At 41.7% G+C, this 23727-nt stretch carries 25 protein-coding genes; 9 read left to right on the top strand and 16 right to left on the bottom strand.

Going from position 1 to position 23727, the window contains the following annotated elements:
* The first annotated feature begins 519 nt into the window (after positions 1-519).
* Positions 520-1056, top strand: a complete 537-nt coding sequence (locus tag AABI99_RS13095) for a gamma carbonic anhydrase family protein (RefSeq protein ID WP_338366345.1) — start codon at positions 520-522, stop codon at positions 1054-1056.
* On the opposite strand, the gene AABI99_RS13090 is transcribed toward AABI99_RS13095, so the two are convergent.
* Both AABI99_RS13090 and aroE read right to left on the bottom strand, forming a co-directional pair.
* Complete coding sequence (locus AABI99_RS13090; RefSeq protein WP_286245709.1) at positions 1039-1299, bottom strand: DUF1488 domain-containing protein; 261 nt, start codon at positions 1297-1299, stop codon at positions 1039-1041. The genes AABI99_RS13095 and AABI99_RS13090 overlap by 18 nt on opposite strands.
* A complete protein-coding gene (gene aroE / locus AABI99_RS13085; RefSeq protein ID WP_338366344.1) occupies positions 1296-2120 on the bottom strand; it encodes a shikimate dehydrogenase in 825 nt (274 codons plus the stop codon). Before aroE ends, AABI99_RS13090 begins: the two co-directional genes overlap by 4 nt.
* A 53-nt stretch (positions 2121-2173) precedes the next feature.
* Between aroE and AABI99_RS13080 the strand changes: the two genes are divergently transcribed.
* Positions 2174-2611, top strand: a complete 438-nt coding sequence (locus AABI99_RS13080) for a group II truncated hemoglobin (protein WP_338366343.1) — start codon at positions 2174-2176, stop codon at positions 2609-2611.
* A gap of 75 nt (positions 2612-2686) precedes the next feature.
* Here the strand turns inward: AABI99_RS13080 and hemF are convergent, their stop codons facing one another.
* From hemF to AABI99_RS13050, 6 genes are all read right to left on the bottom strand, one after another.
* A complete protein-coding gene (gene hemF / locus AABI99_RS13075) occupies positions 2687-3637 on the bottom strand; it encodes an oxygen-dependent coproporphyrinogen oxidase (RefSeq protein WP_338366342.1) in 951 nt (316 codons plus the stop codon).
* Between the two features lies 1 nt (position 3638).
* Positions 3639-4202 carry an L-threonylcarbamoyladenylate synthase gene (locus AABI99_RS13070; RefSeq protein WP_338366341.1) on the bottom strand — a complete coding sequence of 188 codons (564 nt, stop codon included), beginning with the start codon at positions 4200-4202 and terminating at the stop codon, positions 3639-3641.
* A gap of 21 nt (positions 4203-4223) precedes the next feature.
* Positions 4224-4799: a topoisomerase DNA-binding C4 zinc finger domain-containing protein gene (locus AABI99_RS13065; RefSeq protein WP_338366340.1), complete on the bottom strand. Its 576-nt coding sequence runs from the start codon at positions 4797-4799 to the stop codon at positions 4224-4226.
* Positions 4800-4896: 97 nt separating this feature from the next.
* On the bottom strand, positions 4897-5370 hold the full coding sequence (locus tag AABI99_RS13060) for a DUF494 family protein (RefSeq protein ID WP_338366339.1): 474 nt from the start codon (positions 5368-5370) through the stop codon (positions 4897-4899).
* A gap of 1 nt (position 5371) precedes the next feature.
* Positions 5372-6463 (bottom strand): DNA-processing protein DprA, encoded by a 1092-nt coding sequence (dprA, locus tag AABI99_RS13055; protein ID WP_338366338.1) that lies wholly within the window; start codon positions 6461-6463, stop codon positions 5372-5374.
* Positions 6464-6494: 31 nt separating this feature from the next.
* Positions 6495-7616 carry a LysM peptidoglycan-binding domain-containing protein gene (locus AABI99_RS13050; protein ID WP_338366337.1) on the bottom strand — a complete coding sequence of 374 codons (1122 nt, stop codon included), beginning with the start codon at positions 7614-7616 and terminating at the stop codon, positions 6495-6497.
* A gap of 118 nt (positions 7617-7734) precedes the next feature.
* Between AABI99_RS13050 and def the strand changes: the two genes are divergently transcribed.
* From def to trkA, 4 genes are all read left to right on the top strand, one after another.
* On the top strand, positions 7735-8244 hold the full coding sequence (def, locus tag AABI99_RS13045) for a peptide deformylase (RefSeq protein WP_338366336.1): 510 nt from the start codon (positions 7735-7737) through the stop codon (positions 8242-8244).
* An 18-nt stretch (positions 8245-8262) separates the two neighbouring features.
* Positions 8263-9216: a methionyl-tRNA formyltransferase gene (fmt, locus tag AABI99_RS13040; protein ID WP_338366335.1), complete on the top strand. Its 954-nt coding sequence runs from the start codon at positions 8263-8265 to the stop codon at positions 9214-9216.
* Positions 9209-10504 carry a 16S rRNA (cytosine(967)-C(5))-methyltransferase RsmB gene (gene rsmB / locus AABI99_RS13035; RefSeq protein WP_338366334.1) on the top strand — a complete coding sequence of 432 codons (1296 nt, stop codon included), beginning with the start codon at positions 9209-9211 and terminating at the stop codon, positions 10502-10504. The genes fmt and rsmB overlap by 8 nt, the downstream gene beginning before the upstream one ends.
* Before the next feature lie 74 nt (positions 10505-10578).
* The gene (gene trkA, locus AABI99_RS13030) at positions 10579-11955 is read left to right on the top strand and encodes a Trk system potassium transporter TrkA (protein ID WP_338366333.1); all 1377 of its coding nucleotides are present in this window, start codon (positions 10579-10581) and stop codon (positions 11953-11955) included.
* A gap of 87 nt (positions 11956-12042) precedes the next feature.
* On the opposite strand, the gene AABI99_RS13025 is transcribed toward trkA, so the two are convergent.
* The 8 genes from AABI99_RS13025 to AABI99_RS12990 form a co-directional block, all read right to left on the bottom strand.
* Complete coding sequence (locus AABI99_RS13025; RefSeq protein WP_004588041.1) at positions 12043-12258, bottom strand: EF-hand domain-containing protein; 216 nt, start codon at positions 12256-12258, stop codon at positions 12043-12045.
* A 76-nt stretch (positions 12259-12334) separates the two neighbouring features.
* The gene (locus AABI99_RS13020; protein ID WP_338366332.1) at positions 12335-12547 is read right to left on the bottom strand and encodes a calmodulin; all 213 of its coding nucleotides are present in this window, start codon (positions 12545-12547) and stop codon (positions 12335-12337) included.
* A gap of 129 nt (positions 12548-12676) precedes the next feature.
* Positions 12677-12889 carry an EF-hand domain-containing protein gene (locus AABI99_RS13015; protein WP_004588043.1) on the bottom strand — a complete coding sequence of 71 codons (213 nt, stop codon included), beginning with the start codon at positions 12887-12889 and terminating at the stop codon, positions 12677-12679.
* A gap of 462 nt (positions 12890-13351) precedes the next feature.
* The gene (locus AABI99_RS13010) at positions 13352-14014 is read right to left on the bottom strand and encodes a flagellar brake protein (protein ID WP_338366331.1); all 663 of its coding nucleotides are present in this window, start codon (positions 14012-14014) and stop codon (positions 13352-13354) included.
* A gap of 30 nt (positions 14015-14044) precedes the next feature.
* Positions 14045-15496 carry a TrkH family potassium uptake protein gene (locus AABI99_RS13005; protein ID WP_338366330.1) on the bottom strand — a complete coding sequence of 484 codons (1452 nt, stop codon included), beginning with the start codon at positions 15494-15496 and terminating at the stop codon, positions 14045-14047.
* A gap of 50 nt (positions 15497-15546) precedes the next feature.
* Positions 15547-16161: a YigZ family protein gene (locus AABI99_RS13000; RefSeq protein WP_338366329.1), complete on the bottom strand. Its 615-nt coding sequence runs from the start codon at positions 16159-16161 to the stop codon at positions 15547-15549.
* A gap of 86 nt (positions 16162-16247) precedes the next feature.
* Positions 16248-17570 (bottom strand): Xaa-Pro dipeptidase, encoded by a 1323-nt coding sequence (pepQ, locus tag AABI99_RS12995; RefSeq protein WP_338366328.1) that lies wholly within the window; start codon positions 17568-17570, stop codon positions 16248-16250.
* Between the two features lie 159 nt (positions 17571-17729).
* Positions 17730-19616 (bottom strand): transglycosylase SLT domain-containing protein, encoded by a 1887-nt coding sequence (locus tag AABI99_RS12990; protein ID WP_338366327.1) that lies wholly within the window; start codon positions 19614-19616, stop codon positions 17730-17732.
* A gap of 295 nt (positions 19617-19911) precedes the next feature.
* Between AABI99_RS12990 and fadB the strand changes: the two genes are divergently transcribed.
* The 3 genes from fadB to tusA all read left to right on the top strand — a co-directional run.
* Positions 19912-22071: a fatty acid oxidation complex subunit alpha FadB gene (fadB, locus tag AABI99_RS12985; RefSeq protein WP_338366326.1), complete on the top strand. Its 2160-nt coding sequence runs from the start codon at positions 19912-19914 to the stop codon at positions 22069-22071.
* A gap of 4 nt (positions 22072-22075) precedes the next feature.
* On the top strand, positions 22076-23245 hold the full coding sequence (gene fadA, locus AABI99_RS12980) for an acetyl-CoA C-acyltransferase FadA (protein WP_055016201.1): 1170 nt from the start codon (positions 22076-22078) through the stop codon (positions 23243-23245).
* A gap of 248 nt (positions 23246-23493) precedes the next feature.
* Positions 23494-23727, top strand: a 234-nt coding sequence (tusA, locus tag AABI99_RS12975; protein WP_338366325.1) for a sulfurtransferase TusA, incomplete at its 3' end; no start/stop codon positions are given.

The raw sequence follows: 23727 nt of genomic DNA, 5'->3' as shown, positions 1-23727 counted from the left end.
TGAATTGACTGTGCTGAATAACTACCTAAGTAATTATCCTGTTGGTCACTCAGTTTCAATTGAGACTCTAAATTTGTTTGCCTCACTACCTAAGTAGCTTGGCTGTTAGAACTCAATCTGTACGAGTGCCCACACAGATGATTGCTTTATATTGTTAAAGAACGTTGCGACGTTGTCGCTAGGGATGCGTATAATACATCCTTTATTTTTCGAGTCAACACTTAATTTCAAACTTTCTTACGATTATTTAAAACCTAAGTTTTACTTAACTCTGTGAGCAGTTCCTGCTTCGCTATGCGTTGCTGTTCCCCGTCTCAGTGGGGTCGCATTATAGGGAGAACAAATTTTTACGCAAGCACTTTTTTAAAGAAAAACTAAAAAAAAGCACCGTTCGGTCAATATGTGAACTAAACCCTCTATAACTGATAGTTTTATAATCAAAACAGGCCTTTTCTGGCCACTATTTGAGTGTTGCTGTTACACTCAAGCGACTATAATTAGTATTTAAAAGGTATATATATGGCTATCCGTTCTTATAAAGGTATAACTCCCTCTTTTAATTCGTCTGTTTATGTTGATGAATCGTCTGTTTTGGTAGGAGATATTACTATTGGCGACAACTGTAGTGTATGGCCATTAGTGGCAGCACGTGGAGACGTTAATTATATACGTATTGGTGAGCGTACAAATATACAAGATGGTAGTGTTCTTCATTTATCACGCGCGACTCAAAGTAACCCAGATGGGTACCCACTTATTATTGGTGATGATGTGACAGTAGGTCACAAAGTGATGCTGCATGGATGTACGCTTGGAAACCGTATACTTGTCGGTATGGGCGCTATTGTAATGGATAATGTAATAGTAGAGGACGACGTTATTATTGGTGGGGGGTCATTAGTGCCGCCGAATAAGCGATTAAAGTCTGGTTATTTATATGTTGGTAGCCCAGCCAAGCAAGCTCGCCCATTGACAGAGCAAGAGCTTGCCTTTTTAAAAGTATCTGCAGATAACTATGTGCAATTAAAAGATGAGTATTTAGCCGAGATTAGCTAGATTCACTTCTATCTGCCCTGCCGAGTTATAGCTTTCATCTTCTATGAGTTGCTCGGCACATTCTTCATAATCAAATCGGTACTTATCAAAGTATTCTGTTGCGTGACTTTCATCTTTTAAATCTAAGTTACGTAGTTCAATAACACACTCCACCAGCATACCTGATACTTGTGCAAAAAAGACTAATTGGTGGGAAGGCTCTCTAAATTCGAGTCTATCTATAAACTGTATAGCTTGATTCATTTCAGCGTGCCTTGTTTTAGTGCTTTAACAACAGGAAGTATGGCAGGCATTTTATTACGCCATACAAAATAAGCCTGCGCGGCTTGGCCTACCAACATGCCGCTCCCATCTAACAGCTTAGTATTTGTATTATGCTGTGCAACCCAGTTCATAAAAACAGTATTTTCTAATGAGTAAAACATATCGTAAGCAACATCACAGTTTTTTAGGTGTTTTTTATCAAGCGCTGGAAGTTCGTTATTCATACTACTTGACGTGGAGTTGACTACAAGTGAGTAGTTGCTTACAGGTAATGTATCAAATCCATAGCCAGAAACGTTTCCATAATCAGCAAATAGCTGCGCTAGATCTTGTGCTTTTTGAGCAGTGCGGTTAACAATAACTATTTCTGCTGGTTTATGTTCAAGAAGCGGTAATATTACTCCTCTTGCAGCGCCACCCGCACCAATAATTAAAATACGTTTATTGGCGATTGCGACTTCATTAGCTAATAAGTCGCTCACAAAACCCACTCCATCGGTGTTATCGCCAAGCAACGTACCATCATCGCGTTTTTTAAGTGTGTTTACTGCACCAACAACTTTAGCAAGCGGTGTGAGTTCATCAGCCATGGCATACGCTTGCTCTTTAAATGGCATAGTTACATTAGCGCCTATTCCACCTTGCTGAAAAAAGGTGGTTACTGTTTTTTCAAACTGATCGATAGGTGCTAATATTGCGCGATAGTCGATTTGCTCACCCAAAGATACAGCAAATTGTTTATGTATCGCGGGGGATTTTGAATGTTTGATTGGATTTCCAAAAACCGCATATTTGTCCATTTTAAAGCAACCTCTTTGCAGCTACACACTGCCTATTAACGATGATAAGTATTATGATTAAACGACTTTTTTCAAAATCTAAACCAGCTCCTGAACAACCAGCCCCTACTCCTGAAAAAACACCGTATGAAATAATTGGTGGAGAAGCAGGCACTCGTGCTATAGCTAATCGATTCTACGACATAATGGCCAGCGATGAATACGCCAAACCATTATATGATATGCATCCTCTGCCATTAGATAGAATTCGCCAAGTGTTTTTTGAATTTTTATCGGGATGGTTAGGTGGGCCAAGCTTGTTTACCGAAAAACATGGTCAACCTATGCTTCGCAAACGCCACATGCCTTTTGCTATAAATAAAGACCTGCGCGATCAATGGATGTACTGTATGAATAAGACGCTCGACATAGAAGTAGACAACCCCTTATTACGCGAAGGGTTGAAGCAATCTTTTGGGCAACTTGCTACACACATGATAAATGAGCATTAATTGCTACTGCTCAACAAAAAGGCGCTGTTACGCGCCTTTTTTAGGGCCTACTGTCACCCTACCTTAATTTAATCGTTATAACTGCCACTCTCTGGCTATCAAGTCAGCGGGAGTCGTGGTTAACCACTCTTGTGGACGTAAATAGTATTGATACAAATTAGCCTCTGCGCTGTCGGGCGCGGGCTTATAGTTGTATTCCCAGCGCGCCAGTGGCGGCATCGACATTAATATAGACTCTGTGCGCCCACCGCTTTGCAAGCCAAATAAAGTGCCTCTATCCCATACAAGGTTAAACTCTACGTAACGCCCACGACGATATAGTTGAAAGTCGCGCTGCTGCTCTGTGAATTCATCATTTTTGCGACGTTCGATAATAGGTAAGTACGCATCTAAAAAGCCATTACCAACCGATTGCATAAATGCAAAGCTCTGCTCAAACCCGAGCTCATTTAAGTCATCAAAGAATAAGCCGCCTACACCGCGTGTTTCGTCGCGATGTTTTAGGTAAAAGTATTCATCACACCAGGTTTTATACTTTGGGTACACTTGGTCACCAAATGGCGCACAAATATCGTGCGCGACTTGATGCCAATGCTTCACGTCTTCAAAAACAGGATAAAAAGGCGTTAAGTCAAACCCTCCGCCAAACCACCAAATAGGTTCTTCACCTTCTTTTTCAGCTATAAAAAAACGTACATTGGCATGACTTGTAGGAACATGTGGGTTTTTTGGATGAATAACTAATGATACGCCACATGCATGGAAGCTTCGCCCTGCAAGTTCTGGCCTATGGGCTGTAGCTGAGCCCGGCATAGAGGCACCAAACACGTGTGAGTAGTTAACGCCACCTTGCTCTATTACATTGCCGTTAGTGGTAACACGCGTGCGCCCGCCACCGCCTTCGGCACGTTGCCAGCTATCTTCTACAAATTTTGCACTGCCATCGGCCTGCTCTAAACCTTGGCAAATGGTGTCTTGCAAAGCCATAAAATACGCTTTTACTTGTTCTAATAATTCGCTTTGCATATTAACCTCTAAATACTTTGCCGGTCATGGCGTCTTTAATTGTGCTTGGCTGCGTGTTGCCCCCTAAAGGCTCATCAATGTAACAGCCTACCTTATCTTCAAATTGCTGCTTGGCTTGCTCAATACTTGTTACCGTAGGTTGCCCCGTTAAGTTAGCACTAGTAGAGACAAGCGGCTTACCCAATTGCTGGCATAAGCGCTTAACACTTGGGTGATCAGTAACCCTTACGGCAATAGTATCAAATTGGCCAGTTAACCATTTAGGCGTATTTTTAGCTGCCGGCATAACCCAAGTAATAGCACCGGGCCAACTAGAAAAAATATCAGCACGTTTATCCATTGGCAGCTTTACATCGTCAACATACTTTAATAACTGGCCGTAATTATCGGCAATTAAAATAAGGCCCTTTTCAACAGGACGCTGTTTTATTGCTAGCAACTTCTCAACAGCTTGCTGATTATCTGGATCACACCCTAAGCCATAAACTGCTTCAGTAGGGTATAGAATAACGTCACCTTGCTCTAAGCAAGATATCGCCGTAGGCAATGTAGAAAGGTCTGACAAAATATGCTCCAGAAATTTATATTAATCAGTAGTGGTAAGTTTATGCAGGCAACTTTTTTGTGGGCACTGTAATACAGTGCCGTTAGCCATTTTCTTCTCAATAACAAGCGGCCAATCGCACTTAGGGCATGGCTTGGCTATGGGTTTGTTATTTAGAGTATATTTACAGCTTGGGTAACAATCGCATGAGTAAAACGTTTTACCAAATTTATTGCTGCGTGCAACTAGCTGCCCTTTTTTACATTTAGGGCAGCTTGGTAATACATCATCATTATTATTAGGTTCGTCATCGTGGGCAATGTAATGGCATTGTGGGTACCCTGTGCAACCAATAAACATGCCATAACGGCCGTTTTTAACCACCAGCGGTTTTGTGCACTGTGGGCAGGCTGAATCTTCAAGGACTTTGATTTCGTTGCTATCGTGATGAGCTAATGGGCGAATAAAATCGCATTTAGGGTAACTCGCACAACCCAAAAATGGGCCTGTTTTAGAGTTACGGATCACTAATTCAGAACCACATTGCGGGCAGACTTCGTATTCTTTTTCTAAGGCGTGCTTATCCGCCGAGAAAAGCGAATGGTCGATTTTACTCATGAGGTTCCTAATGGGTTGCTGAATTTTCGCCTAATATACCCAAACCACTTAAAGATACAAGCTGTGCATATATGTTTAAGTGGTTTGGCATACAATTTTAATGCAGCAATTCGGTGGGTTCGTCAAATATGAGGTCTTCCATTTGCTCGTAGGCCTCTTCTGAGCCTGGTACGTTAAATAACACCATAAGCACCACCCACTTTAAGTCGTCGAGCGAAATATAAGGTTTGTCTAATGCGGCAAGCCGGTCCATGACCATTTCACGGGTTACACTGTTAACCACCCTTATTTGTTCTAAAAACATTAAAAAACCACGGCATTCAACGTTTAACATTTTGCATTCGCTATCAGTAAAAATGCGCATTGCTTGCTGAGGCTTTGTAATTAAGTAAGGTGATTCATCACTGCGTTGTAAGTCAGCTAATTGCTCCAGCCAATTTAACGCTTTAAAAATTTCGGTCTTATTAAAGCCCGCGCGAAGTAATTCATCGGTGAGCTCATTCTCTTCAATGTAGATATCGGCTTCACTGTGAATATAGTTTTCAAAAAGATACATGAGAATATCAAACATATTACCTTCCTGTGCTTAGCTTTATGTACCCGTCTAATACGCGCTCTATTTCGTCATCTAACTCTAAATCGAGCAACCTTGCCAGCACTTTATCAATTGGCCACTGAGAGCGGCGTACAATTTCATCAACGCTGGTAACCTCATACCCTATACTACTTAGCACCTCACATTGTGACTGTTTGTTTACAGGCTCCTCTTTATTATATAGTCCGCTTTGATAAGAAAAGCTCACCTCATCTAAAATATCTGTTACATTTTCGACTAACTTAGCGCCCTGCTTTATTAAAAAATGACTTGCTTGCGATAAAGGGTTTTTAATAGAGCCAGGTACTGCAAACACTTCTTTATTTTGCTCAATAGCGTAGCGTACCGTGATCAATGAGCCGCTTTTAATTTCAGCCTCTACAATAACCACGCCTAAAGACAACCCAGATATAATACGGTTTCTGCGTGGAAAATTATGCGCGTTAGCGGCGGTTCCGGGTAAAAACTCGCTAATTAACAAACCATGTTCTAATACTTGATCTGTTAATAATTTATGGCGCTTGGGGTAGTAAATATCAACCCCTGTTCCCAATACCCCTATTGTTTTACCATTATTTGCTAAGGCACCTTTATGGGCGGCGCCATCAATACCTAATGCCATGCCCGAGGTAACAGTGATGCCTGCTAAACTAAGCTGATAAGCAAGCTCTGAGGCTATTTCGAGCCCCGTAGGAGTTGCATTTCTACTGCCAACAATGGCTACTTGTGGGCTAGATAATAATGATATATCACCTTTGCAAAATAACAGCAAAGGCGCGCTGGCGATGTGTTTTAGTTCCTCAGGATACAGCGCATCAAAAAAGCACACTACAGTAATATTAAGCTGTTGTATTTGTTGCTCGTAGTGGCTTACTTGCTGCCAATTGGTATTGAGTAAATTACAGGCTTGATTTGGGGTTAGCCCCAGCTGTTGTAATTCACTTTGGTTTAAATCAAATAATGATTTCAGCGGGTGAGTGTGTGATAAGGCAAGCAGTGTTTTTATACCTAAGCCTTTACACATATAAAAGGCAAGCCAATGGGCTAGCTTGCCAGATGACTGATCCATGCTCTCTCCTAGAGCACCGACTCGCTACAACTTAATGAATTACTACACTATCTCCAACGCGAATTGGGTGCTGATTTTTTGTTATTAATGCATAACTCACTTTGTCATACACTTTAAATACAATTAACTCACCCACTTTTTCGTGTGGCATTGTCCACGTAGTGGTGTCTTCATCTGGCTCGCTGCCAAATAATTCACCGGCATCAGATAAAAGCTTTTCAAATTTGCTCGAATCCTCTGGATAACGCGGTCCTCGTGGGCCATCAATAACGGTGGGTGATTGGCGTTCTAAATCGAGGATATGACCAACTTCAATTTGTTGCTCAGCACCTAAGTTTAGCACCACTACATCCATTGTGCTGAACTCTCTTACTTGGCGCGGAGATGCAATGACACTGCCTGATACACTTTGCTTCGGGCGATGCATATTAAAGTACGCGGGTAACATTTGTCCTTGCATGGCCGGTAGTAAAAAGTCGCCCTGTTGTATTTCCTGCTTAACTGACTCAACACGTAAAGACGAAGGCACACCATTACTTTCATCACCTGCTCTAAATGCACGAGCCATACCTACATAAGTAGCGCGAGTAGCCAGCTCTTCACCGGTCTGTGTGTCTATGTAAGGTTCGCCCTTATGATAAATCGCATACGCTCCATGTACTTTTAAATCGCCTTTAGCGTATAAAATATGTCCGAGAGTTTGCGTTTTAGTATTTTCGTTTGCCCCTAAAATGTAAGGTTTATCATCAATTTCATCGCTGTTAATCGCTTGCTCATAACTTAAATAAGGTTTAATTATTTCAAGTGGCAAAGTGGTAATGGCGTTGTTACCTTTTGGCGTAATACGCCCTTGCGGTGATAACTTTCTGTACGCTTTGTTGATCACTAAACGTGGGTTACCGTTGGCGTCATACACTAATGCAAGTGCATCGCCGGGGTAAATTAAATGCGGGTTATCTATTTGTGGGTTCATTTGCCACAATTCGGGCCACAGCCAGGGTTCGTCTAAATAAATGCCGGAAATATCCCAAAGGGTATCGCCTTTTTTTACAACATACTGTTTTGGAGCATCTTTTTTTATTTGTAAAACATCAGCGACTGCAGGGAAAGCAGTACTTAATGCAAACATAATTGCAGCCAATTGAGATTTCATTGGGCTTCCTTGTATTGTTTTTTCATTATTATTGACCAAAACCTGTTAAAGGGGAACGCGAATGGCTAAAATAAGAGCATACAATACCCTAAATTAAGCACAAGTGTAAAAGGTAACTATGGCTAGGTTAGAAGTTTTAAGATTCCCAGATGAACGTTTACGTACAGTAGCAAAAGAAGTCGCACAGGTTGATGACAACGTTCGCCAAATTGTAAAAGACATGCTAGAGACAATGTACGATGAAAACGGCATTGGACTTGCTGCTACGCAGGTTGATATCCATCAACGTATTGTAGTGATCGACGTATCAGAAGAACGCGACGAGCCACTGGTTTTAATTAACCCGCAAATTATTAAAAAAGATGGTTCAACAATTAGCGAAGAAGGTTGTTTATCAGTGCCTAACTCTTACGCAAAAGTAGACCGTGCTGAAACCGTAACCGTTGCTGCACTTAACGAAAATGGTGAAGAGTTTGTACTTGATGCAGACGAGCTATTAGCTATTTGTATTCAACATGAGCTTGATCACTTACAAGGTAAACTTTTCATTGATTACCTATCACCATTAAAGCGTCAACGTATTCGCAAAAAGCTTGAGAAAGAAGCTAAATTTGCAGCAAAGCAATAAGCACCTTAGGAAAAATCCGTGACAAAACCATTACGCATTATATTTGCCGGTACGCCGGACTTTGCCGCTCGTCACCTACAAGCGTTAATTCAAAGTGAACACCAAATTGTTGGTGTTTACAGCCAACCCGACCGCCCAGCAGGGCGAGGTAAAAAATTAAAAGCCAGTGAAGTAAAAGCGCTTGCGCTTGAACATGACCTACCTGTTTTTCAGCCGCAATCACTCAAAAATGAAGACGCACTAACAGAGCTTAAAAGCTTAAATGCCGACATCATGATTGTGGTCGCTTATGGCCTAATTTTACCAAAAGCCATTTTAGAGGCGCCACGCTTAGGCTGTTTAAATGTGCATGGCTCTATTTTACCGCGCTGGCGCGGTGCTGCGCCAATACAGCGGGCAATTTGGGCTGGCGATGAAGAAACCGGCGTAACCATAATGCAAATGGATGAAGGGCTTGATACCGGCGACATGCTACACATTAGCCGCTGCCCTATTGATGCGGATGAAACCAGTGCCAGCTTGTACGCTAAGCTAGCTGACCTTGGCCCTGGAGCGCTTATTGAAACTATTAATAAGTTAGCCCATGGCGATCTTCGTGCTGAACCTCAAAACGATGAGTTGGCAAATTACGCTAAAAAGCTTTCAAAAGAAGAAGCAAATATTGATTGGACCATGGATGCTGTACAAATTGAGCGTAATATTCGTGCGTTTAATCCATGGCCTGTGTGCTTTACGCAAATGGGTGAGCACAGCGTAAAAGTGTATCAAGCATCTGTTGTTGAACAGTCAGGCCAAGCGGGTGAAGTTTTATCAAGCGATAAAAGCGGTATTGTTGTGGCATGTGGCAAACAGGCTTTATGTATCACACAGTTGCAACCTCAAGGCAAAAAACCAATGGCTATTAGTGATTTTTTAAATGGCCGTAGTGACTGGGTAACGCCTGGCACCCTATTAGGTGAAAACAATGAGTAAAGTTCAAAATGTACGTGCGCTTGCCGCTGAAACTCTATATAACGTAGTTGATAAAGGCGCTTCGCTAAATCAAGAACTGCCATTTGCCAATCAAGGGCTGCCTCCTAAAGACAAAGCGTTATTACAGCAAATTTGTTATGGCGTGTTGCGCTACCTACCTAGTCTTGAAAACTATTGTCAGCATTTAGTAGAGCAACCCCTTAAAGGTAAGCGTCGAATTTTTCAATTTTTATTGTATGTGGGTATTTACCAACTACAACATATGCGCGTACCGCCTCATGCAGCTATTTCTGAAACTGTTAATGCTTTGGGTCAAATGCGTGCTTTAGGCTTAAAAGGATTAATAAATGCTATTTTGCGCAGCTTTCAGCGCCAACAGAGTGAGCTAGAAGAAAAAGCCAAGCAAATACCTGTGTGTTTATATAACCACCCAAATTGGTTTATTAAGCAAGTGCAAGCTGCCTACCCAGACAACTGGGAAGCACTGCTTGAAGAAAACCAACAACAAGCCCCTATGTGGTTACGTGTTAATCAAGCCCAATACAGCACGCAAGAATACAGCGACATGTTAACGGCTAACGATATTGAGCACACGTTAAATCCACAATTTGTTGACGGTATTAAGCTTACTAAGCCGCGTGACGTATTTTCGCTGCCAGAGTTTGATGTGGGCGCCTGCTCGGTACAAGATGCCGCAGCGCAATTAGCTGCACGCTTTTTAGCACCTAAAGATGATGAATACATTTTAGATGCCTGCGCAGCACCTGGCGGTAAAACATGTCATATATTGGAGCTTGCCGATGCCGAGGTACTAGCGCTTGATAGTGATGCCACTCGCCTAGAACGTGTGAAACAAAACTTAACCCGTATTGGTTTAGGTGCAGATTTACAATGTGCAGATGCATCGCAGCCACATACATGGTGGGATGAGCAGCAATTTGACCGCATTTTATTAGACGTTCCTTGCTCGGCAACCGGTGTTATACGCCGCCACCCAGATATAAAATGGCTTCGCCGCGCATCCGACATTGAAGATTTAGCTAAATTACAAAGCGACATACTCAATAGCATATGGCCGCTACTAAAACCTGGCGGCACTATGATATACGCTACTTGTTCGGTACTCCCACAAGAAAACCAACAGCAAGTTGCAAAGTTTTTAGCTAATAATAGCGATGTTGAGCATATTCCACTGCACGACAACGACACAGTTAGCAATCCTGGCTTGCAATTACTACCAGGTGAAAGCGACGGATTTTATTACGCCAAGCTAGTTAAAAAAGCCTAATAGCCGTACACTCAATAGCCATTTATTAAACAGTAAATGGCTATTTTTTAATTAAACAGTAATTCGGGTAAATAATGAAAATAATCATACTCGGTGCCGGACAAGTCGGTGGCACGCTTGCTGAAAACTTAGTTGGCGAACAAAACGAAATCACCGTTGTTGATATAGATGGTAACCGCTTACGAGAGCTACAAGATAAGTACGACTTGCAAGGGGTAACGGGTCACAGTGCGCACCCTGATGTACTCAGACGTGCAGGTGCTGAAGATGCCGACATGATTATTGCGGTAACCAGCTCAGATGAAGTAAATATGGTGGCATGCCAAGTTGCATATAGTATTTTTAATACGCCCACTAAAATTGCCCGTATCCGATCAGAGCAATATTTAAAATACCGCGAAAAACTATTTCATAACGACGACCTTCCGGTTGATCATTATATTGCCCCCGAAGCGCTTGTTACCAAATATATTCGCCGTTTAATAGATTACCCTGGCGCACTGCAAGTACTGCAATTTGCCGATGGTATGCTCTCACTTGTAGCTGTAAAAGCCTACTATGGCGGCTTATTAGTCGGTTATGCGCTTTCTGCTTTAAAAGAACATATTCCGAATGTAGAGACTCGCGTAGCAGCGATTTACCGCCAAGGTAAAGCCATAAAACCACAAGGGACCACAGTAATCGAAGCGGACGATGAGGTATTTTTCATTGCTGCCACTAAACATATTCGCGCCGTTATGAATGAGCTGCAAAAGCTTGAACGTTCCTACAAAAAAATTATGATCGCCGGCGGCGGTAACATTGGTGCAGGCCTTGCTCGTTCACTCGAAAAAAATCACAGTGTTAAACTATTAGAGCGAAGCAAACAGCGTGCAGAGCAATTGTCTGAAATGCTAGATAACACGGTGGTATTTTGCGGCGACGCCTCAGACCAAGAGCTGCTATCTGAAGAGCACATAGAACAAGTTGATGTGTTTATTGCAGTAACTAACGATGATGAAGCAAATATAATGTCGGCCATGCTAGCTAAACGCATGGGCGCACAAAAAACCATGGTGCTTATTCAGCGCGGGGCGTATGTAGATTTAGTGCAAGGGGGTGAAATTGATATTGCTATATCGCCACAACAAGCAACTATTTCTGCTTTACTTACACACGTGCGCCGTGGCGATATTGTTAATGTGTACTCGTTGCGTAAAGGCGCAGCAGAAGCAATTGAAGCCGTTGCCCATGGCGATGAAAATACATCAAAAGTAGTTGGCCGCGCTATCGCCGATATAAAGTTACCTGCGGGTACCACCATTGGCGCCATTGTGCGTAACGATGACGTACTAATTGCCCACGACGACACTGTTATTATGTCTGGCGATCACGTTATTATGTTTTTAATTGATAAAAAGCACATCAATGTAGTCGAAAAGCTATTCCAAGTGAGTGCTATATTTTTATAGTTAAACATAAAAAAAGCCGCTGACTAAGGCGGCTTTGGTGGAGTATGTTTTTTTGCTTACTAAGCTTCCTTGCTCAGCAACTAAGACTTACTGTACTTTTGAAAATTCTTGCTCAGAAATCTCACCATTACCGTCAGTGTCTAGCTGGTCAAAAATTTTCACTAGCTGTGAGTTTACTTGGGCTTCTTGTTTTGAGATTGCACCATCACCATCGGCATCAAATGAGGCAAAGTCAACCGCAGCATACGCTGCTGATGATGAAGCTAATACGATAACGGCAAGTGCTGTATTTAATGTTTTCATAGTTGTGTCCTATTAAGAGGAAGTCCTTTTCTGAGATCCATGGGTTCAAAAATTAACTGTAGATACGAGCTAGCGCTTAAAATTTAGAGAACTCTTGCTTAGAAAGCTCACCATTTCCATCAGTATCAAGCTTTGCAAACTCAGCCATTAAATCCGCATCAACCGATGCTTCTGCTTGGCTGATGGCGCCATTACCATCTACATCTAGCGTATCAAAGTCAGTCCCTGCAAATGCAGCAGAAGAAGAGGCAATAGCCATAAATGCGAGTGCTTTATTTAAATGTTTCATAATTTAATCCTTCAATATAAACAAATTAGTTAAGTTAACTAAGTGGTATACACAATCCTTGTTATCCTTTTTCGTAAGCTCCCTTGCCTACTTAGGTTGTCATTGGCAACTCAGGATAGTTACCACATATTAAGCTTCTGAAAACTCTTCTTTTGATAACTCACCATCTTGGTCAGTATCTAATTCTGAGAACATGCTCATCAGTTTTGCATCAATTGATGCTTCTGATTTGCTAATCGTGCCGCTGCCATCTACATCTAACGTATCAAAATCAGTGGCTGCAAATGCAGCTGATGACGAAGCAAGTGCGATAAGTGCTAAAGTTTTATTAATGCTTTTCATAATATAATTCCTTCAAGTATATGTGTGCGATTAAGTGACTTACTTTAAATCACGTTTTTGTTCAGTACAGCCAGAGTATTACAACTTGAATGCCAGATTTTAAAAAGTTAATAATTTCAGTTAGTTATAGGTTTTATTAGCGATTTTTGATAATTTTGGCGGGATTTTTTGTTGCAAATTAGCAACTTTGAAAAACATTGAATTAATAAATTCAATATAAACAATCACTTACAAATATAAAAATAGCTACAAATTTTGCTATAAGTTAAAAGCGTGTATATTTTGAGGAAAAATAACTGAGGTTTAGCTAGAGGTTATATCTTTTACTTAAAAAAAAGCCATTACATTAAAAATTTATACCCTTGTTTTTAAAGGATAATTTAATTTATTTATCAGTATTTTAAAAAATATTACTGATATCAAGCTAAAAAATGATCATTTGTTGCCATTAAGCGAAAGTGCTTACTCTAATGGTAGCTCCAGTATGGTCGGATCGATAAAATGCTCTTTCATAAACGCCTTCATTTCATCTTCACTGGCTAACAATTTAATACCACAATTAACACCAGCATCATGTGCTTTTACACTGCATATCTCGCCAGTAAATGCTTTGTTATTTGTATCAACCGTTACCGTACACTGCATATCTTTAATGTTTTCTTCGCTTTGCTCACCTCTTATGTCAAACATCACGCCGGTAAGCGAAATATCTTTAATAACGCCCTCAACAACTTTATCGTCGTTTAGTGTTAGCTTAGCGGGTAATAACGTCGGTATGCGTGTTTGAGCACGTAAGGAAAATAACTGAACTTGTTTAGGGTAATGAATAAAAATGAGTCTAGTAGGATGTGAAGCAATCGACATAAGCTGCTGTCGAAATGCTATAACTTGCCCACCACTACCCTCTATCACCGCTCTTACAACGACCATTACACCATCACGCAGATAATCACTTGCAGCAGGTAAACGCTTTGAGCTTGGATAGTTTAAAATAATAAACTTATTCTCTAACAAGCCAATAAATTCCGTTTTTACGCGTTTGCTGCTGGTCGGTGTAACAATCTCTAAGTCAACTAACCGCCCTGTTGTTAACTGATGCAATTTACTTAAATTTGAGTGTGGCATGCCCTGTTCCTAAGCAATTTATTTATCGTGTTAGCCACGCCAAAAAGTCGGTGTAAATAACACTAATAAGGTAAAGATTTCTAAGCGGCCAAATACCATGGCGATAGTTAGTAGCCATTTAGCGCCATCGCTCACCGCTCCATAATGCGAGGCAACATCACCTAAGCCTGGGCCTAAGTTATTTAAACATGCAGCCGTGGCTGAAAACGCCGTAATGTTATCCATACCGGTTCCCATGAGGGCAAGCATAATTATAATAAATACCAGTGCATACGCTGAGAAAAATCCCCACACAGCTTCTACAACTTTATCTGGTAGCGCTTTTCGGCCCAGTTTAATTGAATATATCGCACGTGGGTGCACCAAGCGGTTAAGCTCGCGTATGCCTTGTAAATACAGTAAAAACACCCGCACAACTTTCATACCACCGCCTGTAGAGCCTGCACAGCCACCTATAAAGCTTGAGAATATAAGTAAAATAGGTAAAAACAATGGCCACGCCGAAAAGTTATCGGTCGCAAATCCGGCTGTGGTACTCATAGACACAGCCTGAAATAAAGCCTGATCGAGGGTTTCATCACCATCGGCAAATATCTCGTTAGAGGAAAGCACCGTAAAACAAATAACCACCAGGGCTAACTGTATAAGTAAAAATACTTTAAATTCAGGGTCGCGAATATACACCTGAATATTGCGACTGGCCACTGCCGCGTAGTGCAACGAAAAATTTACCGCCGCAATAATTAAAAAGAATACACATATAAAGTTTATGACAGGGCTATCAAAGTGCCCTATTGATGCATCGTAAGTAGAAAAACCGCCAATCGCCACGGTAGAAAACGCATGGCATATTGCATCAAACCACTCCATACCAGCCGCCCAATAGGCCAGCATACATGTCACCGTTAACGATACATATATATACCAAAGGTGCTTTGCGGTATCGGCTATGCGGGGGGTCATTTTTGAATCTTTAACCGGACCTGGGATCTCAGCTCGGTATAACTGCATGCCACCGACCCCAAGCATGGGCAGTATAGCAACGGCAAGTACAATGATCCCCATACCGCCAAACCACTGTAATTGCTGGCGATAAAATAAAACTGACTTAGGCAGATATTCAATGCCGGTAAGTACAGTGGCCCCAGTGGTTGTAAGGCCCGAAAAGGCCTCAAACACCGCATCGGCCATAGACAAATTAGGTTCTTGTAAAAATATTAAGGGTAATGATGCAAACGCCCCTAATACCAGCCAAAACAGTACAACAATTAAAAAGCCTTCGCGTGCCTTTAAATCGCCGTTTTCATGCCTATTCGGATAATAGGCAGTTAACCCTATAATCACACTAAAAATAAATGCCAAAACAAACGGCACACCACCACCATCTTTATAGATTAAAGACACCACCGCAGGTGGCACCATGGTAATACTAAAGAGCGCAACAAGTTGGCCAAGGATTTTTATGATGGTACGAAATTGCATGTAGCTTATCGCTTTTATTATTAGTGAATATAAGAGTGTAAGTTATTGTCTTACTCTTTGATCGTTAACTCAACTGCGCCGTGGCTCAAATCAAAAATATCTTTAATAGCCTGTTTTGCTTGGCGGCTATCAATAGTAATAACCCATTCAATATTAGCAGTAAATTGTTTTTCTATTTTAAGTACTTGATAATTGGTTTTTAACAACTGCTCTATAGCGCCCTGCATGCTGTATTCACTTTGACCAACCATCTCGATACTCGGTACTTTAGTCACCGTTTTTAGCTGCGCTAGCGCATTATTAAGCGACCCTCCATAAGCCCTTACTAAGCCACCGGTGCCTAGTTTTATACCGCCAAAGTAACGAGTAACAACCGCGGTAATTTCGCCAAGCCCAGAGCCCACCAGCACATTAAGCATGGGTTTTCCTGCGGTACCATTTGGCTCACCGTCATCAGAAAAGCCATAAACATGGCTACCGCCAGGGTTACCCGCTACGTGCGCCCAACAATTATGACGTGCATCGGGGTACTTTTCTTCAATGCTTTTAATAAAGGCTTTAGCTGCCTCTAGATCTGGTGTATGCGCGATATGAACTATGAAGGTGCTTTTTTTAATTTCTTCTTGATGAAACACATCTTCGGCGGGGTATTTGTATTCAGACATAATTAAAGCTCAATTAAAAATGGGGCCAAAAGGCCCCGCTGTATTTGCTTATTTTAGCGCGTAAAAGCAAGCGCGTCTTTACTCGCTTAGTCGAGCGCTAAATCGCGAGTCATATTTTCTAGGCTGTCTTCGTGAACAATAATATTATCTTCAATACGAATACCGCCGTAAGGTTTTAACGACTCGATTTTTTCCCAGTTAATAAACTGCTTACTGTCGGTTTGTGCTAAATCACCTAATAATGAGTCAATAAAGTAAAGCCCAGGCTCAATAGTAAACACTTGGTTTTTCTCTATTAAGCGCGTGCAGCGTAAAAATGGGTGCCCTTCTGGCGATGGCTGGTGCGTGCCTTTATCATCACGCATAAAGCCGCCCATATCGTGCACTTGTAAACCAAGGTGATGGCCCAAACCATGAGGGAAAAACGTAGAGGTAATTTTACGTTCAACAATTTCTGTTGCGGGTAAGTTAACAATATTGAAGTCGCTAAGAATTTGCGCAATACGGTTATGACACTCAACGTGTAAATCACCATACAACATACCTGGCTTTAATGCGTTACCTAGCTCAATTTGTATTTGCGTCATTGTTTGTACAAGCTCTGCAAATTCACCCTGCTTTTTAAAATCGTAGGTGCGGGTTATGTCTGCGGCATACCCATTAAAGTTTGCACCTGCATCGATCAAAAACGAATTATGGGTAAGCGGTGCTTCTGGCTCAAAGTGCGTATAATGCAAAATAGCACAGTTTTCGTTAAGCGCGACTATGTTGCCATATGGCATTTCGTTTTCGCTTTGGCGTGTAGCCATAAGGTAAGCTTGCTGAATATCAAATTCGCTACCACCGTTGTAAAACGTATCGCGTGCAGCCTTGTGGCCATCTACTGCAATACGGTTAGCTTGGCGTAAACATTCTAGCTCGTACTGTGTTTTATAAGCGCGGTTATAGTGAAAATAATTAAGTACTGGCTCAGGGTTCATAATACTAAAGCCCAGCGCTTGTGCTACCTCTAAGTATTCGCCCATGTAAGCGTATTTTGCTTTATCGTAAGGTAAAAGCTTTTCGACTTGATCCGGTTGAAGCAATAGCTCTATATCAAAGTACTCAGCCCAAAAATCGCGCGGCTCATCAGGTACTTTGTGCCAAAAATCTACCGGACGATAAAAAATAAGCTTAGGTTTGTCGCTGCCATTGACCACAATCCAACAATGCGGATTGTCAATCACTGGTAACCACGCTTTAAAGTGAGGATTAACTTTAAACGGATAATACATGTCGTCTAAAAATTGGCGCTTTGCTTGGCCTGAGTGAATAACTAAACCCTCGAGCCCTTCACGGTCACAAATTGTACGCGTACGTTGTTGTAATGTGGCAATATGCTCTGCATATAAAACGGCTAATTTATCCATTGTTAATCCATCTGTTAAATTTAACTTGCTTTGAGTCTACCACTTAAACGTAAAGCGCTCAAAAAAGGGGGATATTTAACATGTAAATATCCCCCTATACTAAGTTATTAGCTCTTTATTTAGCACGCTAAGATGGCTAAACATTTGATCCGATTGGCACTACCCGCCCATCTTCATTTTGAGTAACGGTGCAAGCACATTCCCATCTCGGCCCATCCGGGTGTGATAAACCTGCCTGTAAGCAAACACATTTTTTACGTAATCACGTGTTTCTCTATACGGGATCAGCTCAACCCAAAGCTCTGCAGGAATCGCTTCATCTGGTAACCAACGCTTAATGCGATGATAGCCTGCGTTATATGATGCCGTGGCAAGAATTTCATTTCCGTTGTTTTTCTTTTTTAAGTATTTTAAGTAGCTCGTTCCTAAGCGTATATTAGTTTTTGGCTGATATAAGCGTGCACTCGATACTCTTGCTTTGTTCACATATTCTGCCGTGCTAGGTAGCAACTGCATTAAGCCACGCGCATTTGCATGCGAACGCGCATCGGGTGCAAACGAGCTTTCACGCCTCGCGATGGCAATACTCCACGCAGGATCTATTTTGCTACGTTTGCTATAACGTTCAAATATATCTTTAAACGCAAACGGAAAACGCAGCTCAACATAATCCCACGCTTTTATTTTAGCTAACGTGAAAATAACGTTATCGTGCCAGTCGTTTTGTGCGGCAACTTTTGCAGCGGCAAGCTTCTCTTCGTCAGAAGAGGTATTGGTTAAGTAATTCCACTCTCTACGTGCAGAAGTAAAACGTTCAAGTTCGTAAAAGGCTTTTGCGCGTTTAAAGCCCGGCGCATTAACTACTTTATCTACTAGCTTTTGATCAATCTCTAAAGGTTGACTACTTAAATCAACAGGCAGTCCTAGTCGCGCAGCAGCTAAAAACCCATAATAATCGCGATTAGTGGCCACTTTAGCCCAAATTTCGTCTGCTTTTTGTTGATCCCCTCGCTTAGCATAACTATAAGCAAGCCAATACTGCTGACCTAAGCTTAAGTTATCTTTACCTGTAAAAAATGCTGCAATGCCTTCCCAATCTTGGGTTTTTAACATATTAGCAAGTTGCCACTGAATTAACTTTTTATCTTGGCGTACTTTTGGCACTTTATTAAGCCAAAAACTGGCCTGTTTATGCCCACTTGAGGCAAGCGATAAAGCAAACGAGTAATATAAATCTGCTTTTTCTTCATCGCTGTAATTAAACATTTTTTCTAGCTTTTGCCAGGCCCTTAAAGCCAAATTTTTATCACGCCAAATTAAACGCTTAACGCCATAAATCGCTATTTCGCCCTCTTTTAATGATTTATTTTTATAACGGTATAATCCCGCCGCTGCGCTTGGGTCGCGGCGAACTTTTAAATATAGATCGGCCAAGTAGCGTTCATTTTTAGGCAGCAAGGTTTTTAAATAAGGCAGTAAACTCTGAGACCCGCCTTGAGCAGCAAGGGTTATACGTTTCCATACAAGCTCATTATTTAAATAGCCTTTTTTGCGCCAAAGCGAAAATAAAGCGTCGCATTCATTCGGTTGCGACTTCCCCACTGTCCATAGGTTGGTAACCTGATTAAAAATGGCTTTTTCTGGCGCCCCTAAATCAAGCTGAAAGTCTAAATAAGTACAGGTAAGCTCAGCATTTGAGGTTTCGCGATAATTACGAATATAGGCCGCTTTTTTATTGTTTTTTTCAAGATACTTTAACCATGCTTTGCGTACCGGCCACTCAAGCGGAGTATGCTCGTAAATAGTTAAATAATCTTCTATTTCACTTTGGTATTTAAAGTTGGGATGACGTTGCCAGTATGTTTTTTCGACATACGGCTTTAATGGATGGTCTAACCCGTTTATTGCCTCTTTAAAATCTTGATAGCTTCCATAGCGCACTTTTTTTTCGGCATCTAAAAATACGTCATTATCGTTACTCGCTTGGGCAGAACTAAAAGGAAGAATAAAGGCAGCTGCCACAGCGCTTAATAAAATTTTTTTCATAATATCCTTTAGGTTTAACGACCTGTCAGGGTTAATAATTTCCAGTTTGAGACACTAAAACAATAATGAGAGCGCCTTTAATAAAGTATGAACACCAATTAATTTACGCACTCATAATAATTAATGAGTACCTTTAGCGCATTCCAGTACACCTTAGCACCAAACCAGCTATATTTTAACCAACCGTTTGTAACCGAGTTAAATTTTTCGTTGCATTTTTATTTTAAAGCAAGCACACTGGTCGAAATGCAAACTCATCGTACCAGTCTTAGTTCGTCAACTAGGGAGAATAATAATGTTATATAAAAGCGATTCCTTTGAAGTTAGCTTCCTAAAGGAAAACATCGCCGAGTTTAAGTTTTGTGTTGCAGGTTCTGTAAACACACTTTCTCAGCAAACTCTTTCAGATTGTGCAGCAGCATTAAAAGAATTAGCATCTAATTCTGATATTAAAGGCATGATTTTTACCAGTGATAAAGATCACTTTATTATTGGCGCAGATATCTTCGAATTTTTACCAACATTTACTAAACCAGAAGAAGAATTAGTAACGTGGATCAAAAACGCAACCGACGTTTTTGACGCAATCGAAGACTTACCATTCCCAACTCTTAGCGCTATAAATGGCTTAGCACTTGGCGGTGGCTGTGAGTGGGCACTTGCTACCGATTACCGTGTTGCAAGCGAAAGCGCTAAAATGGGTCTACCAGAAGTTAAACTAGGCATAATGCCAGGTTTTGGTGGTACAGTGCGCTTACCACGTATTATTGGCGCAGATAACGCCATGCTTTGGATTACCTCTGGCAAAGAAAACCGTGCCGCTGATGCGCTAAAAGTAGGTGCGTTTGACGCGGTAGTTAGTGCTGACAAACTTTTAGAGTCAGGCCTAGCAACACTTGAATTGGCAATTGCCGGAAAACTAGATTGGCAAGCAAAACGTAATGTAAAACTGCAACCACTAAAATTAAACCGTGTTGAGCAAGGTATGAGCTTTGCGATGGCAGAAGGTATGGTAATGGGTAAAACCAAAGGCCACTATCCTGCACCGGTTATGGCAGTTCGTACAATTAAAGCTGCGGCAAACTGCGACCGCGCTGAAGCCATGGCAATCGAAAATGCTAACTTTGCAAAACTTGCGCGTACAAACGAAGCAGCAGCGCAAACGGGTATTTTCTTAAATGACCAGTTTATCAAAGGCAAAGCACGTAAATTTGCTAAGCACAGCGATGTAGAAATTAAACAAGCGGCTGTATTAGGCGCTGGTATTATGGGCGGCGGTATTGCATACCAATCAGCTTATAAAGGTACCCCAATTGTAATGAAAGACATCCAACAGGATGCGCTAGATTTAGGTATGGGTGAAGCATCTAAACTCCTTGGTGCAAAAGTTAAACGCGGCCACATGCCAATGGAAAAAATGCTGGCAACACTTAGCAAAATTAAGCCAACGCTTAACGATGCCGACCTACAAAACGCCAATATTATTGTTGAAGCGGTTGTAGAAAACCCTAAAGTTAAGCAAGCAGTACTAGCCGATCTTGAAAAGAACATGCCTGAAGGCACAGTACTTACATCAAACACCTCAACTATTTGTATCGACTTGCTGGCAGAAGCGCTAGATAAGCCAGAGAACTTCTGTGGTATGCACTTTTTCAACCCAGTGCCAAAAATGCCATTAGTAGAAATTATCCGTGGTGCAAAAACCTCTGATAAAACAATCAACGCCGTAGTTGATTACGCCCTTAAACTTGGCAAGTCACCCATTGTTGTAAATGATTGCCCAGGCTTTTTTGTAAACCGTGTTTTATTCCCTTACTTTGCAGGCTTTAGCAAATTAGTGGTTGAAGGCGCTGATTTTACAAAAGTAGATAAAGTGATGGAAAACGTATTTGGTTGGCCAATGGGCCCGGCTTACTTACTTGATGTTGTAGGTATTGATACGGCTTATCATTGTACTGGCGTAATGGCTGACGGATTCCCTGAACGTATGGCACGCGCAGAAAAAGATCCGGTCACTGTTTTTGCTAACGAAAAACGTTTTGGCCAAAAGAACAAAGCAGGTTTTTACAAGTACGAAACAGACCGTCGTGGTCGTCTTAAAAAATCAGCCGATGCAACAGCAGTTGAGCTACTAGCGCCAATTACTGATGCACCGAAAGAATTTGATAAACAAGAAATCATTGACCGTTGTATGATCCCTATGATCAACGAAGTACTACTTTGTTTACAAGAAGGCATTGTTGCTTCTCCTCAAGAAGCTGATATGGCCCTTGTATACGGTGTTGGTTTCCCTCCATTTAGAGGCGGCGCGTTCCGTTACTTAGATCAAACTGGTTTAGCTAACTTTGTTGCAGCAGCAGACAAATATGCTCATTTAGGCGCGATTTACCAAGTATCAGAGCAAACTCGCAAATGGGCCGAAGAAGGTCATGTTTTCTATAAGGTGGAAGGTTAATATCATGAATAATCCAGTAATTGTAGATTGTATCCGCACACCAATGGGTCGCTCAAAGGGTGGCGTATTTAAAAATAAGCGTGCGGAAGATTTAAGTGCTCACCTTATGAAAGGGTTATTAGAGCGCAACCCAGCAGTTGATCCTGCATCAATTGACGATATTTATTGGGGCTGTGTACAGCAAACATTAGAGCAAGGCTTTAACGTTGCACGTAACGCATCACTACTTGCAGGTATTCCACACTCAGTACCTGCTACAACCGTTAACCGTTTATGTGGCTCGTCAATGCAAGCATTGCATGACGCTGCTCGCGCTATTATGACAGGCGCTGGCGACACTTACCTAATTGGTGGTGTTGAGCATATGGGTCACGTTCCTATGACTCACGGTAACGACTTTCACCCAGGCCTAGCTACATCAATTGCACAAGCTTCTGGCTCTATGGGTTTAACAGCAGAATACCTTGCTACTATTCACGGCATTAGCCGTCAGCAGCAAGACGAGTTTGCTTATCGCTCACATCAACGTGCACATGCCGCAACAGTTGAAGGACGTTTCCGCCGCGAAATTTTAGCAATGGAAGGTCACGCAGCAGATGGTTCACTTATCCTAGTTGAAGATGATGAAGTAATTCGTCCTGAAACAACCGTTGAAGGTTTATCTCAGCTTCGCCCAGTATTTAACCCAGCCTCTGGCTCGGTTACAGCGGGTACATCTTCTGCACTTTCTGATGGTGCATCAGCGATGTTAGTAATGAGCGAAGAAAAAGCAAAAGAGCTAGGTTTACCAATTCGTGCACGTGTTAAAGCAATGGCGGTTGCCGGTTGCGATCCATCAATCATGGGTTACGGCCCAGTACCAGCGAGTAAAAAAGCATTAGCACAAGCTGGCCTTACTATTGATGACATTGACGTAGCAGAGCTTAACGAAGCATTTGCAGCACAATCACTACCTGTACTTAAAGACTTAGGTTTAGCAGATGTGGTTGACGAAAAAGTGAATTTAAACGGCGGCGCAATCGCACTGGGTCACCCTCTAGGTTGTTCGGGTTCGCGTATTAGCACCTCGCTTATTCACTTAATGGAAGACAAAAATGCAAAATACGGTTTAGCAACTATGTGTATTGGTTTAGGCCAAGGCATCGCGACTGTATTTGAACGTGTTCAAGACTAATTATTAGCTTAAACATGTAAACCATCTTGGTGATTAAAAAGGCGAACTAGCGCAAGTTAGTTCGCCTTTTTTATGCCACCAGCTTATTGCTGATATGAATAATGTGATCGGGTGTATTAAATTTAAACCAGATTATTTTTTACTGGTTTACGCTTACCCGTTATATGCAAAACAGTTAACCCACAGGTTTATTTGCGCTAAACTACCCGACCTAACTAAGCCGCGACTATTTTTACAGGTAATTTTATATGAGCTTTGATAATCCCGATCACCAATTAGATGCCATGGGCCTACGCTGCCCAGAACCTGTAATGATGATACGCGCAACAATTCGTAAGATGAACGATGGCGAAACGTTATTAATTACCGCCGACGACCCATCAACCACCCGCGATATCCCAAGCTTTTGTACGTTCATGGATCATACGCTGGTGGCTGTAGATGCCGATGAAGCACCGTATAGGTATGTGGTGAAGAAAGGG

This window comes from uncultured Pseudoalteromonas sp., from assembly GCF_963922945.1.
In the GTDB taxonomy this organism is placed as follows: domain Bacteria; phylum Pseudomonadota; class Gammaproteobacteria; order Enterobacterales; family Alteromonadaceae; genus Pseudoalteromonas.
Note: the sequence above shows the minus strand (reverse complement) of the source record. Positions and strands in the feature narration are given on the sequence as shown.

Bases quoted from the DNA above. Each gene is read 5' to 3' on its own strand.
- AABI99_RS13095 (WP_338366345.1), top strand. From the start codon at position 520: ATGGCTATCCGTTCTTATAAAGGTATAACTCCCTCTTTTAATTCGTCT.
- AABI99_RS13090 (WP_286245709.1), bottom strand. From the start codon at position 1,299: ATGAATCAAGCTATACAGTTTATAGATAGACTCGAATTTAGAGAGCCT.
- aroE (WP_338366344.1), bottom strand. From the start codon at position 2,120: ATGGACAAATATGCGGTTTTTGGAAATCCAATCAAACATTCAAAATCC.
- AABI99_RS13080 (WP_338366343.1), top strand. From the start codon at position 2,174: ATGATTAAACGACTTTTTTCAAAATCTAAACCAGCTCCTGAACAACCA.
- hemF (WP_338366342.1), bottom strand. From the start codon at position 3,637: ATGCAAAGCGAATTATTAGAACAAGTAAAAGCGTATTTTATGGCTTTG.
- AABI99_RS13065 (WP_338366340.1), bottom strand. From the start codon at position 4,799: ATGAGTAAAATCGACCATTCGCTTTTCTCGGCGGATAAGCACGCCTTA.
- AABI99_RS13060 (WP_338366339.1), bottom strand. From the start codon at position 5,370: ATGTTTGATATTCTCATGTATCTTTTTGAAAACTATATTCACAGTGAA.
- dprA (WP_338366338.1), bottom strand. From the start codon at position 6,463: ATGGATCAGTCATCTGGCAAGCTAGCCCATTGGCTTGCCTTTTATATG.
- AABI99_RS13050 (WP_338366337.1), bottom strand. From the start codon at position 7,616: ATGAAATCTCAATTGGCTGCAATTATGTTTGCATTAAGTACTGCTTTC.
- def (WP_338366336.1), top strand. From the start codon at position 7,735: ATGGCTAGGTTAGAAGTTTTAAGATTCCCAGATGAACGTTTACGTACA.
- rsmB (WP_338366334.1), top strand. From the start codon at position 9,209: ATGAGTAAAGTTCAAAATGTACGTGCGCTTGCCGCTGAAACTCTATAT.
- trkA (WP_338366333.1), top strand. From the start codon at position 10,579: ATGAAAATAATCATACTCGGTGCCGGACAAGTCGGTGGCACGCTTGCT.
- AABI99_RS13025 (WP_004588041.1), bottom strand. From the start codon at position 12,258: ATGAAAACATTAAATACAGCACTTGCCGTTATCGTATTAGCTTCATCA.
- AABI99_RS13020 (WP_338366332.1), bottom strand. From the start codon at position 12,547: ATGAAACATTTAAATAAAGCACTCGCATTTATGGCTATTGCCTCTTCT.
- AABI99_RS13015 (WP_004588043.1), bottom strand. From the start codon at position 12,889: ATGAAAAGCATTAATAAAACTTTAGCACTTATCGCACTTGCTTCGTCA.
- AABI99_RS13010 (WP_338366331.1), bottom strand. From the start codon at position 14,014: ATGCCACACTCAAATTTAAGTAAATTGCATCAGTTAACAACAGGGCGG.
- AABI99_RS13005 (WP_338366330.1), bottom strand. From the start codon at position 15,496: ATGCAATTTCGTACCATCATAAAAATCCTTGGCCAACTTGTTGCGCTC.
- AABI99_RS13000 (WP_338366329.1), bottom strand. From the start codon at position 16,161: ATGTCTGAATACAAATACCCCGCCGAAGATGTGTTTCATCAAGAAGAA.
- pepQ (WP_338366328.1), bottom strand. From the start codon at position 17,570: ATGGATAAATTAGCCGTTTTATATGCAGAGCATATTGCCACATTACAA.
- AABI99_RS12990 (WP_338366327.1), bottom strand. From the start codon at position 19,616: ATGAAAAAAATTTTATTAAGCGCTGTGGCAGCTGCCTTTATTCTTCCT.
- fadB (WP_338366326.1), top strand. From the start codon at position 19,912: ATGTTATATAAAAGCGATTCCTTTGAAGTTAGCTTCCTAAAGGAAAAC.
- fadA (WP_055016201.1), top strand. From the start codon at position 22,076: ATGAATAATCCAGTAATTGTAGATTGTATCCGCACACCAATGGGTCGC.